The 13,102-nt window shown below is 37.4% G+C and carries 12 protein-coding genes; 2 read left to right on the plus strand and 10 right to left on the minus strand.

Annotated elements, in window-relative coordinates; translation table 11 throughout:
- Positions 1–5 precede the first annotated feature (5 nt).
- From ABR854_RS03955 to ABR854_RS03985, 7 genes are all read right to left on the minus strand, one after another.
- Positions 6–584, minus strand: a complete 579-nt coding sequence (locus ABR854_RS03955; protein WP_350264053.1) for an NAD(P)H-dependent oxidoreductase — start codon at positions 582–584, stop codon at positions 6–8.
- A gap of 40 nt (positions 585–624) precedes the next feature.
- The gene (locus tag ABR854_RS03960) at positions 625–1,986 is read right to left on the minus strand and encodes a TolC family protein (RefSeq protein WP_350264054.1); all 1,362 of its coding nucleotides are present in this window, start codon (positions 1,984–1,986) and stop codon (positions 625–627) included.
- A gap of 84 nt (positions 1,987–2,070) precedes the next feature.
- Positions 2,071–2,508, minus strand: coding sequence for a PaaI family thioesterase (locus ABR854_RS03965; protein ID WP_305952875.1), 438 nt, complete (start codon positions 2,506–2,508; stop codon positions 2,071–2,073).
- A gap of 2 nt (positions 2,509–2,510) precedes the next feature.
- Positions 2,511–3,149 carry a TetR/AcrR family transcriptional regulator gene (locus tag ABR854_RS03970; RefSeq protein ID WP_350264055.1) on the minus strand — a complete coding sequence of 213 codons (639 nt, stop codon included), beginning with the start codon at positions 3,147–3,149 and terminating at the stop codon, positions 2,511–2,513.
- A gap of 189 nt (positions 3,150–3,338) precedes the next feature.
- The gene (bshC, locus tag ABR854_RS03975; protein ID WP_350264056.1) at positions 3,339–4,883 is read right to left on the minus strand and encodes a bacillithiol biosynthesis cysteine-adding enzyme BshC; all 1,545 of its coding nucleotides are present in this window, start codon (positions 4,881–4,883) and stop codon (positions 3,339–3,341) included.
- 177 nt (positions 4,884–5,060) lie between these two features.
- Positions 5,061–6,827, minus strand: a complete 1,767-nt coding sequence (locus ABR854_RS03980; RefSeq protein WP_350264057.1) for an AMP-dependent synthetase/ligase — start codon at positions 6,825–6,827, stop codon at positions 5,061–5,063.
- Positions 6,828–6,945: 118 nt separating this feature from the next.
- Complete coding sequence (locus ABR854_RS03985) at positions 6,946–7,959, minus strand: proline iminopeptidase-family hydrolase (RefSeq protein WP_350264058.1); 1,014 nt, start codon at positions 7,957–7,959, stop codon at positions 6,946–6,948.
- 152 nt (positions 7,960–8,111) lie between these two features.
- Here ABR854_RS03985 and ABR854_RS03990 point away from each other — a divergent pair, with 152 nt between their 5' ends.
- The gene (locus ABR854_RS03990; RefSeq protein WP_350264059.1) at positions 8,112–8,993 is read left to right on the plus strand and encodes an SDR family oxidoreductase; all 882 of its coding nucleotides are present in this window, start codon (positions 8,112–8,114) and stop codon (positions 8,991–8,993) included.
- On the opposite strand, the gene ABR854_RS03995 is transcribed toward ABR854_RS03990, so the two are convergent.
- Genes ABR854_RS03995 through ABR854_RS04005 form a run of 3 tightly spaced genes read right to left on the minus strand, consistent with a single transcriptional unit; the run spans position 8,980 to position 12,257 of the window.
- Positions 8,980–10,626, minus strand: coding sequence for a S8 family peptidase (locus ABR854_RS03995; RefSeq protein WP_350264060.1), 1,647 nt, complete (start codon positions 10,624–10,626; stop codon positions 8,980–8,982). The two genes, ABR854_RS03990 and ABR854_RS03995, sit on opposite strands and share 14 nt — an antisense overlap.
- 21 nt (positions 10,627–10,647) lie before the next feature.
- Positions 10,648–11,355 carry a hypothetical protein gene (locus ABR854_RS04000; RefSeq protein WP_350264061.1) on the minus strand — a complete coding sequence of 236 codons (708 nt, stop codon included), beginning with the start codon at positions 11,353–11,355 and terminating at the stop codon, positions 10,648–10,650.
- A 20-nt stretch (positions 11,356–11,375) separates the two neighbouring features.
- Entirely contained in the window at positions 11,376–12,257 is an 882-nt protein-coding gene (locus ABR854_RS04005) for an MBL fold metallo-hydrolase (protein WP_350264062.1), read from the minus strand.
- Between the two features lie 146 nt (positions 12,258–12,403).
- On the opposite strand from ABR854_RS04005, the gene ABR854_RS04010 reads away from it, so the two are divergent.
- Positions 12,404–13,081 (plus strand): Cj0371 family chemotaxis-regulating polar lipoprotein, encoded by a 678-nt coding sequence (locus ABR854_RS04010; RefSeq protein ID WP_350264063.1) that lies wholly within the window; start codon positions 12,404–12,406, stop codon positions 13,079–13,081.
- Positions 13,082–13,102: the final 21 nt, after the last annotated feature.

Here is a 13,102-nt window from a genome sequence, read left to right on the forward strand (position 1 = left end):
TTTTTCTATTTTTGTTCAAACCCTAATTTTTCTAATTTCTTTATCCAATTGGCTCGATAGCTATCTTTTGATAATCGAATCGGGCCGATTGTAGTTGTTCGGACTGGCTTTATACCTACAAAATGAAAGGTTAATTGCTTCATAGCGTGATAACTCGGACGGCCATAATAGAGCCAATAATACCAAGCTGGTTGGTCGAGTGTGCTGATGATATGGCCTGAACGTCCCTTCAAAAGTTTTTTCCACCATAACGAATTTTCTATTTTTTCGTAGGCAATTCCTGGTAAGAAGATTCTATCGAAAAAACCTTTTAAAAGTGCAGGAACAGAACCCCACCAAACTGGATAAAATAGCACAATATGCTCCGCCCATTTGATTTTTTCGATGGATTCGAGTAAATCAGGTTCTAATTCAGTGCGTTTTCGATAGCCAAATTGTAAGTTTGGGTTAAACTGCAAATCACGAACGATGATTTCTTTTATCTCAGCATCTGATGTAATTGCTCCTTTTTTGTAGGCTTCGTAAAGAGCAAAATTGAAACTTTCAGCGTCTGGATGTCCTTGAATAAGTAATATTTTTTTCATAGATATATAGCTGTTATAAAGGCATTAGTACTGATAATATTTATTTCACCGCCCCAACCTTATCTAAAGCCGCCTGCTTCACCAAAATATCATATTTGGCAACCGATTCTTGCAAACGTGCTGTGATTATCTCGTTTGATGCACGTAGATATTCAATCATAATTGCTTGACCGTTTCGGTAGCGACTTTCTACTATTTTGAAATATTTCTCAGCTTTTGCTGTACCATCTTTTGCAGTTATTAATGACTTTTTTGCTGCTTCTAACTCAAAATATGCTTGTGAAACCTGCAATTGAATCTGTTTTTGTACTTCTTCGAGTTTCGCATCAAGGATGTTTTTTTGAATTTTTGCTTGCTGAATCTTCGATTTTTTCTCGTAACCGTGATACAAATCCCAGCTCAAACCTAACTGAATTACGGTATAGGCTTGATTTTTGAAAGTATATCCAAAGCCTTGAAAACCAACATTTCCACCTACAAAAACCTGCGGACGAATGGCATTCATTTCTTGCAATTTGATAGCCGTTTCGCTGACTTTAATATTTGTTCGTAGCTGAGAAAGTTCCTGACGATGAGCTAAAGCATCTTCTTTTATTTGAGCCAAACCAGTTGATGGGGTAGCATAATTTACCAAATTTGTATCCGCCACGATTTCGGCAGAAAAGTCACGATTCATCAAATAATTCAAGAAAACTTGTACCGATTGACGATTTTTATCGAGAACTGCTACTTGCTGGTCGAGTTTGCTTACTTCGTATTCGGCCGAATAGATTACGTCTTTGGTGGCTACATTATTACCAACGAGTTTTTCGTTGAGTTTTACAAAATCGCTTAGTAGTTTTCTTGACGCATCAAAAATCTTTTGAGCTTCGAGCATTTGTAAATATTGCAGATAGGCAGTTGTGATACTATAACGGATTTCATTTTCTAAAACTCGTTTTTTTGCTTCTTGTGCCGAAAGTAAATCTCTTTGAATGAGCAAATTATATCGAATATCGGTATTGAAAATCGGATACTGAAAACTCAGTTTGGTATCATGAAAATTATTAGGAGCAAGCAATTGATTGACGTTTTCGACTTGCGGAAAATTATTAGTTTTGGTCAGTTGATTGAGCGTAGAATAAACAGGATTCAATAAATCACCAATTGGGAATTCTAACCTACGCCCACCCGCTGCTAAGGTATAATTTGGGTTAAATGTGACCTTGGGCATAAAATTCGCCTTAGCTTGTGTGATATTTTCGGCCGATTTTAAGATTTCGAGGCGTTCTTGTTTCAGACCCAAATTTTGTTTCAAGCCTTCCTGAATATAAGATTCAAGAATGGGTGATGACGGAACGCCGCCCGTTTGTGCAAATACCCATAAAGGACTGATAAATAAGTATATATATAGTTTTTTCATATTTACTAATACTATATCAATTTATGAACACTGTTAAGTTGTAGTTCTAAAAAAAGGTCAGACATGTTAGTCAGACCATAATAATTACATTTTTATGCCAGTCGTTACCAAATTAGAAGTACATTTAGCCACGATTTTATGTTCTGAGTTTCTGACTTCACACTCCATGTTAATAACCGTTTTTCCTGCTCTAATTACTTTCGATTTTACGTAAACGACATCACCGACTTTGGCAGGAAGTAAATAATCAACACTCAAATTGATTGTTGAGTAAAAACTCTCACGACCGAGCGAAAAAACAGTCATTCCCATCACATCATCCATCATTGAAGCAGTTACTCCACCATGAAGAATTTTGCCTGGATTTGTCATTTCTTCACGCACCACAAATTCAACTGTGAGTGAGCCTTCTTCTACTGCAATCAGTTTACCATTAAGCCAACGCCCCAAAGCTGATGGACTCATTTCAGCTGAATTTTTGCCGATATTTGATATAAAATAATCTAAAACCTGATTTGTCATTGTTACTTTTTATACGTTTTTAAAATCTCCACAAATTTAGCATAGGCATCTTCTAAAAGTTGAATTCTTTTTTCTTCGGGGAAAATCACGGTTCGGCGGCGTAAATGTAGTGTTGCCAGTCCATGCACTAAACTCCATACCATCACCGAAATAGTTTCGTTGTCTGCATCTTTAAAGTACCCTGCTTTCATGCAATCTGCTACTACAAATTTGAGTGTTTCAAAGGCACGCTCGCCATCGCACCAAATTTCTTCTCGACACTCCAAGGTTTCCATTGGGGCAGTCATAACAAACATCAAATCGTATAATTCTGGATTTTCAAAAGCGTATTTTAGATAATGTTTTCCCAATGAAATCAATCTTTCAAAAGGGTCGGCTTCACCCATAATTCCTGCTTGCATGGCTTGCATCAATGCACTAAAAGCTTCAACGTGCAAAGCAAAAAGAATCTCATTTTTGTCTTTAAAATACAAATAAATCGTTCCTGCACTATATTCTATAACCTCTGCTATATTCCGAATACTCGTTTTTTCAAATCCCTGCTCCAAAAAAAGCGACCGAGCGGCATCCAGAATCTGTCGCTTCATTTCTACTTTTTCCCTTTCTTTTCTATCAATTACACCCATTTGGAAATTAACCATTTTACTTAACAATGCAAATAAAATGAACAGTGTTCATAAAAACAAATATTTTTTAAAATTTTATCTAAAACATCTGCACCCAAAGTTTCAAATTCTAATTCTACATTAAAAAAGTGTGACACATTTTAGAAATATGCCACACTTTTTGTATTCTCAGTTAAACATCAGACCTTCGGTGCAGACGTTTTTTTAAATCTCAATAATATTAAAGCTGTAATCAATCGGGTCGAAGGCTTCGAGAAGTTTGTTGATGAATTCTTTATCATTAAGATAAAAATTCAAGAAATTTTCTTTGCGTTCTTGCAAACCACCATCGGGGAAAAGTTTTTGTTTTAGTGCCAAAAGCTGTGTAACCGATGTTTCTTGGTTGCGTTCTTCGGCTTTTTTGATACGTTTTTCGAGATTTTCGAGCGAACTGATAATTTTTGATTTTTCGGCCTCAACTGCACCTTTCATAGTTTGGTCAATGGCCAGTGATTTTTTCAAGATTCGTTCAAAAACTTCACTTACATCATCAATTTCAAAAGCCAAACTCAACGAATTCTCAGAGTTTCGCTCTACATAACTTCTACGCAGGCTTACTTCATCAGCAAAAAGTTCTTCTGCCGTAATTCCGAGTTTATCAATGCGTTTTTGACTCGCTTGGTTGATTACTAAAGCAAAATTACGAGGCATCAGCAATGGAAATTGCTCACCATAATGGTCGAAAATACCTTTGAGTTGTAGCCAATAAGGTACTTCAGAAGGACCACCAATATAAGCTAAATTTGGCAGAATTATTTCTTGATAAAGCGGACGCAAAACTACATTTGGACTGAAACTTTGTGGCTGATTATCAAGTATTTGTAATATTTCAGATTCTGAAAAAGAAAATTCAGAGTTCAAAACTTTATAAACACCATCTTCTTTAACGATGCGTTCACGAAGCCCATCTTGTAGATAAAAAAAATTGATTTCACGAGGTGTAATTTGGGTATGATAACCCATTTCGTTCAATTCATTTGAAGTTTTCGTAACGATTTCGTTAGCCGAATTTTTTAATAAATCATCTTTAATGATATCGCTAAAAATACCTTTCAGTGCAGCATCATCGGCATCTACACAAACTAAACCTTCGCTTCCGAAAAGTTGGTTCATATATTGTCGAGCGGCATTGGCAAGTGTTGTATTTTTTAAATATGCTTCTTCAAATATTGCTGGTTTTTCAGAAAGTTCATCGAAAATTGCCTGTAATTCGGTAGGATTCATGCGTCCAACCGCACCTTTTTGTTCAGTTTCCCATTTATGAGTTTTCCCGAAAAGATTAAAAGAAGCGATTTCAGCAAAATCGTGGTCTTCGCTCGCCATCCAATAAACAGGCACAAAATTATAGGCAGGAAATTCGGCTTTTAATTTTTTGGCTAAATTGATAATCGTAACGATTTTATAAATCACATAAAGCGGGCCCGTGAAAATATTGAGCTGATGCCCAGTCGTAACGGTGAAGGTATTTGACTCTAAAAGAATATCAAGATTTGGCTTATTTTCTAAAACTTTGTATTGTTTTTCGAGTACCGAAACCAGCGTTTGGCGTTTATCGGCAGTAAATTCCCTTGATTCAATTACTTTATTAAAGCCCTGAAGATCAGGATATTGATTGTAGAATTTTTCAAGATTTTCGTTTTTTGAGATATAATCTAAAAAAAGTTTCGGAAATGCACCGACCGAATTTAACGCTATTTGTTGAGAGGGCATATTTATGTTTTTTTCTTTGCTCTAAACAGAACACGAAAAAATGCGTGTGGGTTTCACAAAATGGTTAATGGTTAATGGCTAATGGTTAACGAATGTTTTAATTTATTGATAATCAACACATTACCAATAAATCACAAAACATTCATCATTCATAATTTATCATTAACCATTAAAAATCTACTCATACATTCCATCAATTACGGCCTTATATTTGGCATTAATTGCTTTGCGTTTAGGTTTTAGGGTTGGTGTAATTTCGCCACCTTCGACTGTCCACGGAGTTGCCAAAAGCGTGAATTTCTTTACTTGCTCATAAGGAGCAAATTCTTTGTTGAAACGAGCAATTTCACTGAAAATCAATTTCAAAACCTGTTGATTTTTAATCATTTCGGCATCAGAAGTATATTCAATTCCTTGCGATTTGCACCATTCTCGTAAAATTATGAACTCAGGAATAATCAATGCCGCAGGAAATTTCTGACTTTCGCCAACCACCATCAATTGCTCAATATAAACCGACTCTTTCATCTTATTTTCAAGTACTTGCGGAGCCACATATTTTCCGCCCGAAGTCTTGAAAATTTCTTTTTTACGGTCGGTAATTTTCAAATATTTACCCTCTTCGAGTTTGCCAATATCGCCTGTATGAAGCCACCCTTCGTGGTCGATTACCTCTTTTGTAAGGTCTGGTTTATTGTAATAGCCCAGCATTACGTTTGGACCTTTTACCAAAATTTCGCCATCTTCGGCAATTTTCACCGTCGTTCCGTCAATGATTGGGCCCACCGTACCGATTCGTAAATCTAAAGGCATAATACGATTAGTAGCAATTACGGGCGAAGTTTCGGTCATGCCGTAGCCTTCCGAAACTGGAATGCCTGCCGCCCAGAAAACTCTCGCCAAACGGGGCTGCAAAGCGGCCGCTCCCGAACAAATCATGCGAATATTTCCGCCCAAAGCTTCCTGCCATTTGCTAAAAACGAGTTTTTTTGCCCATTTTAGCTGGAAATTATACCAAGCACTAAATTCTTGGTTCGGGTCATATTTCAAGCCTAAATCTAAAGCCCACAAGAAAATTCGACGCTTGAGTCCACTTAGTTCGTAGCCTTTTGCCACGATTTTATCATACACTTTTTCGAGTAAACGTGGCACGGTCGTGAAAATATGTGGCTGAACATCTCGCAAATCTTCGGCAATTGTTGCCATATTTTGAGCGTAATAAATTGATAAACCTTTGCTCATGTAGAGATACAAAACCATGCGTTCGTAAACGTGGTTGAGCGGCAAAAAGCTCAATGCTCGGCAAGTTTCATCAATTGGAAAATTGTTTTTGCAAGACTCGAAATTGCTAATCAGATTTAAGTGAGAAAGCATAACACCTTTCGGACTTCCAGTCGTGCCTGATGTATAAATGATTGTTAGCAAATCATCATTTTGGATGCTTGATTTGATATTTTCAAGCTTCCCAATGTCTTGATTATCAGCTTTTTCTGAGATTTCTTCCCAATGATTATTACCTACGATTTTATCAAAAGAATAAATTTCTTGCACGCTTGGAGCATCCTTTGCGGCTTCTTGTGCTTTTTTCAGCAGGTCGGCATCGCCTACAAAAACCAATTTTATACTGGCATCGTTGAAGATATATCGGTAATCATCGACCGTGATGTTTGGGTAAAGTGGAACACCAATTGCTCCGACTTGCTGAATGGCAAAATCTACAATATTCCATTCGGGACGGCTTTCAGAAATAACCGCAATTTTATCGCCTTTCTCAATGCCAATTTTCAATAAACCCAAACTCAATTGAGTAACAGAATGAATGAAATCTTGTGCCGAAATGCGTTGCCATTCGCCTTTGATTTTGGAAGCGAAAACATCAGATTTGTTGTATTTTGCCAGTGATTGGTCTAATAAATCGAAAACTCTTGTAATAGGTTGTGACATCTTAATTGTGGTGCGAGCATACTGTTCGCCTAAATGTTGTACTCAAATTAATGAAAATTTCATTTACTCGCTGAAGACAAGTTAGAAATCGGGTCGCCGACTCGGTTGTCCTACAATCCTAAAACTTATTTTCGTCAACGTCTTTTATAAACTGAATAACGTTCGGAAAATAGGTTTTTTGGTCGTCCCAAAATGATAGATGACTTCCATCGGGACAGTACAAATAACGCCCTTTTTGCACTGATTTGCTAATATATTCCATTGCTTTCGGGTCCATCGTATCATATTTTGCACCGATGGCGAGCGTTGGCACTTTTATATTTGGTAAACTTGCCTTTCTGTCCCAAGTCAATAAACGCCCGCCCACTTTAAACTCGCTTGGGCCTTGCATCAAGACATAAACATGTTCGTTGAGGTGTTTAAAAGTACGGTTGACTGGCTCTGGCCATTCGGGCAAGCGACAAATATGTTGGTTGTAATATTCACGAGTAACGAGATCGACATAAACCGGGTTTTTGAAATCACCAGCGGCTTCAAAAGCATTGAGCGAATCGACCAAAGATTTACGCATTTGGCTTCTTAGTACTTCGTTGTATTTAGCATAATCAGGAATACTCGGCATCATATTACTAATTATCAATCCTTTAAGATTATCCTGATATTTTAGAGCATACTCCATCGCCAAGATTCCACCCCAAGAGTTTCCGAGCAAATAAAAGTTATTTTTATCTAAACCCAAAGCCTTGCGAACTTGCTCAACTTCCTCAACAAAACGTGGGGTTGTCCAGAGAGAATCATTTTCAGGCTGGTCAGAATAATACGATCCAAGTTGATCATATTCATACATTTCAAAGCCTTCTTTTGGGAAAAAACTTTCGAAGCACTCCATGTATTCGTGGGTCATGGCTGGGCCTCCGTGTAGTAGTAAGATTTTGATTCGTGGATTTTGACCAAATTTCTTTGTCCATACCTTAAATTTCCCCGCCAGCGTTTCTATTTCTACCATTTTTACGCCACCCGTTTGGATTTCGTCCGAAACCGAGGTCACATTTTGAAAGCTTTCATTGCTTATTTTTTTCTCGCAGTTTGTTAGTAAAACGACCGCAGTCAGTATTACAAGAAGAGTTTTCATAGAGTCAGTTTGATTAGATTTATACAAATATAAGTCATAAAAAGCTAATTTTAGGATGATTGGATTTGAAATTTAAAAATTTATGCCCTAAAAATTGTGAATCTAAACTTTGAGAAAGTTATTTGTTTAAGAATCAATTTAGCGATCAAATCATGAAAAAAATACTTGTTATTGGCTCAACTGGTTTACTCGGAAAACCCGTCACAAAAGCACTTATTGATGCAGGTTTCAGCGTTACTGTTTTGGTTCGAGATAAAAATTTGGCAGAAAAACTATTTCCAAAAGCAAGTATTATCAAAGGCGATTTACGAAACAAAGTGGATATTGAAAAAGTCATGCAAGGTCAAGACGCAGTTTTTTTAAGTTTATCAGTGAAACAAACCGAAAAAGAAAACGAGTTTCATACCGAATCCGAAGGTCTTGATTTGGTGATTGAAGTAGCAAAAAGTCTGAAAATCAAGCGAATAGCTTATATTGCTTCGTTGGTACATTTATATCAAGGCATGAATAATTTTGATTGGTGGGTATTTAGAATCAAACAAGAAGCGGTGCAAAAAGTCAAAAATTCGGGCATTGCGTACACGATTTTTTACCCTTCCGCTTTCATGGAAAGTATTTTTTACCAATCAAAACAAGGTAATATAATTGCATTAGGCGGAAAATCAGAGTTTCCGATGTATTATGTAGCTGCCGAAGATTATGCCCGACAGGTAGCAAAATCATTTGAAGTTTTGCAAGATTCTGAAAGTCGAGATTTTGTAATTCAAGGTTTAGAAGCTTTTACGCAAAAAGCTGCCGCCAAAACATTCATTCAGCATTATAAAAAAGAAAAACTTCGCACGATGTGGGCTCCCATGATTGTAATGAAGTTAATGGGGATTTTCAGCCAAAAGTTTGATTATGGTTTTCATATAGTAGAAGCTCTCAATAAATATCCCGAAAAATTTGAAGCACAACCAACCTGGGATTTACTGGGAAAACCCAAAATTACGTTGAAAGATTTTGCTGAAAGCTTACAACCTACCAGCGAATAATTTTGAGCGTCTTTTCTTGAGTTAAATCTTCGATTCGGAGCAGAATGTCAGGCGTAAGTGCGTCAAGCGAAATTGTTTTGGTGGTTTGATTTGTGGTAAGAGTAAATGTATCTTGATAGATAATTTGCTTGGTGCTTTGTTGAATAAAAGTAATGCATAAATTATTGTTAATGAGCGAGTTACTAAACTTTAATTCAATATCAGTTTTGTTAGATGGCAAAATTTTGACAGAAATTAAATCGAAATTTGGCTCAATGGCTGAGATTGAATATTCGTTTTGAACAACCGTATTTGCTCTCGAAAAATTAGCGTAGCCATAACCCAATAGAACATCAGGCGTGGCAAATTGATGTCCCGATTTTCGGATACTTCGAGTTACTTCCTGTGCTGTAAGGTGCGGATTAGCTTGCCAAAATCCTGCCACCAACCCCGCCACCAACGGAGCCGCAAACGAAGTTCCGTTACTGGTTGAGGCAAACCCCGAAGTATTACAAAGAGCTGTATTACTACCCACCGCCACCACATCGGGTTTTGTTCGCCCATCAGCCGAATTTCCTCTCGAACTAAACGAAGCATAATTACCTGCCCGAGTCACTGCTCCGATTGCCAAAACAGAATCGCCATCTGATGGAGCGGTAATGATTTGCCACGACGAATCATTACCCGAATTTCCTGCCGAAACAACTACTACGATTCCTCGTTCGGTGGCTAAATCTGCCGCTCTTGTGCTGAGAGCCGTCTTACCATCCATCATGGCTGGGGTGTAATTATCAGCCGAATTATCAAAAGTGCTATACCCCAAAGACGAACTAATAATATCTGCCCCTAAGCTATCAGCCATTTCAGCCGCAAAGAGCCAATTTGCTTCTTCCAGAGGTGTTTCTGAGAAATTATCTTCTGTCCGAAACAAAGCAACCGAAGCACCAAACGCAGGACTAATCATCTGATTATCAATATATCCAGCCATTGTACTCAATACCGCAGTTCCGTGTCCACCTTGTGAATAAACTGTATTGTCGTTATCCACAAAATCATAGACTTTTACAATTTTGTTTTGCTGAACAAGATGCTGTAAACAAGCACTCGTATTGACATTCAGAAAACCATCGTCGAGCAACGCAACCAACATTCCTTCGCCATGAAAACCCTGATTGTGCATTACGTCAGCACCTAATAATTGAATTTGTGCCGTTGCATCGCCATAATTCAAGCTTTCGGTATTTTCTATGGCAAACTTATCTTTAATTGATGTTTGCCGAGCCTGTTTGAGCGGGCGATTAAACTCAATGCCTTTCACCGAAGATAAAGCAAGAATTGCATTTTTCTGAGATTCGGTGGCTTCAACCAAAGCAGCATTCATCCATCGTGATTTATAAATGACTGTCGCACCAGTTTGTTGAATACTTGAAATATAAGCAGGATTTGGGGGTAAATCACTGCTTTTTATGGCAATTCCCTGCTTGAATCTTCGGTCAATGGCTTTTTGAGAAAGATAAACTAATGGAGAGTTTATTGAATATGGCGAACCATCTTTGTCTTTGAACAAGACCAAGTATTTGTATTTTATCTGAGCAAAAGTATTGGTGTAGATGCCCAAAACTGCATACAACAAAAACAAATTTCGAGGTTTCATGGCAAAACATTTATCATCGCACTATTTCTCCACAATCAACTTTTTGACATTTTCTTTACTAAGGTCTATCTTCTTAAAGTCCTTAGTTTTGATAACAAGGTCATTTTGAATATAGCTCAAGCAAGTCATGGCACTGTTCTCATTGAGACTCGCTCTAACTTTACCGAAATAAGAGTTTTCTTCCAAACGATAATTGCACGGATGGTCAGTTAGCAATTCTAAATCCTCAATTTTGCATCCGTAAAAACGCACCCAACTGCTTCGACTATCAACTTTAAGTTTCTCTATATTAAAGTACGAAAAAGTAGTCTGACTCGCTTCGCCTTGATAATATTTTATATCAGGCATATAAACATATATTTGCTTGAAAACTGGTTCTTCTTTAGTCGATTTAGGCGTTTTTTTAGCATGAATGAGCAAAGTATCACCTCTGTAAGTCATATCCACATACTTTAAATATGATTGATGAAACTTAATAGCATGTTTTTCGCTCGGCTCAAGATAAATTTGTACTGGGCCTAAATCTGTTTCAAGTACTACATTTTTGAAAGCTTGCGAAGCAATCGTTTTATAATGAGTTGGCTGAACGAGGGTATCGTATTCGGCTACGCCTTTAATCTTCCGAGGTTTTGATGAATAATCCCGAAAGAAATACCACCCTAAACCTCCAATAGTAGCCCAGCCTACAATTGCAATAATAATAAGTAATGTGCGGTGTTTTTTGTCCATATCTATAGGTAGTAATCAGTTTACAACTCCACTTTCTCCCCCTGAAAAGCGACTTTAAAGCCTTTTTGCCTCACTTCTTTATTTTCTAAAGATTTTATGTTCATTATGGGGTTTGTATGATTAAAATGAATAAAATGTACTTTGGCTTTCTCGGTGGTGGGTAGGTCTTTCAATAAATCCATAGTTTCAGTTACAAATGGATGCGGTACTTCGCTCATCGGGCGATTAATTTCCCCATCTTTATAAAAAGTACCATCCAAAAACGCATAATCAACCGATTTTATCACCTCCTTTAAACTCCGATTCCATTTTTGCCATTTGTCAATATCTGGAATGAATATCAAACTTTTATTTGCTGTAAATATCTTATAACCCACCGTTTCCGAAAACTCATCACGGTGCGGCACTCTAAATGCTTGCACGCTAATACGCTCGTTTAAAACAATGACCGAATCTTCATTAATCAGCTGTATATTAATATTTTGCAAAGCTACTAACTGACTCCACGGGCCATTTTTTTCGATAAAATTTTTCATTTTGGGCATCGCATAAACCTTCACTTGGCTTGCTCCCATCGCTTCTCTACCCAAATACATCAAACCCGTATAATGCCCAATATGAGCGTGAGTCAGAAAAATACCCAAGTTTTTGGGCTCGGGATTATTGAGCAAATGTAATTGTTGCGTAAAATCTGGCGTGGCATCAAATAACCAATTTTGTTTTGAAATTGGGTCAACCACCGCAATACACGATACAAACTTACGTACGGATTTTTGCTCAAAAACCGCTTTGCAACACTCTTTTTGGCAATTTGCCTGCGGAAAACCACCATCCTGTGCAACACCAAGCACTTGTACATAAGGGTTTTGAGCTACTACCTTACTGAAGATTAAAAATATCAAAAACAGAAAATGTTTCATAAATTGTCCAAGAAAAACACCAAATTACAAGGAAAAACAACCATTCCTACCAAGATTCTTTCTTAATTGCAGTATTTACCAAATATTTGATTCATAAATTTACTAAACCGCTCTTACAATATCGAAAAATGACTCCTATTAGCAAAAAAACTTTTATCAAAAAAGTTAAAGATATTACCATTGGCAGCACGATTGCTCTCACGATTCTGAGTGGAAGTACAGCTCTGCAAAGTTGCGGCAGCGATAGCTCCGAAGAAGAAGATTATACCTACGATGAAGTTTATACCAAAGGTGTAAAGACCTATATTTCGGAAACTTCAAAGGGCGTTTTTAAGATTACCGATGAAAAGGAAGTGCCGATTGATAGTTCAGTAGCCATCGTCAGTTACCTTGATGGCAAAAAAGACAGCCTTTCGCCGAAAGTTGTGCAAGGTTTAATTGACAGTGAAGTAAAATCAAATCCCAAAACTATTGGTGAGAGTAGTAATCTTTCAAATGCTCTTTTGTTTGGCGGTATGGGCTATTTACTGGCCAAAACTGTGAGTCCTAATTATGCCAGTTATCGACCTGACATAAATGGAGTTGCTCAAAATTCTGGCTCTAAAACAGATACTTCTCGTCATCGCCGAAGACATCATTTTGGTGGTGGTACAGGAATGATGGCTTATTATGCCACAGCAGGGGCTTTCAATAGGTCGAGCCAAATTCATCAAAATATTGGCAACTCTCGCACCACAATGGCTCGTCCAACAGGCGGACGCAGCGGATTTTTTCACAGTTCGAGCCATAGTAGTCATAGTTCGTAAAAAGTCTATGGTCAATCGTCG

This window comes from Emticicia sp. W12TSBA100-4, from assembly GCF_040253585.1.
Lineage (GTDB): Bacteria > Bacteroidota > Bacteroidia > Cytophagales > Spirosomataceae > Emticicia.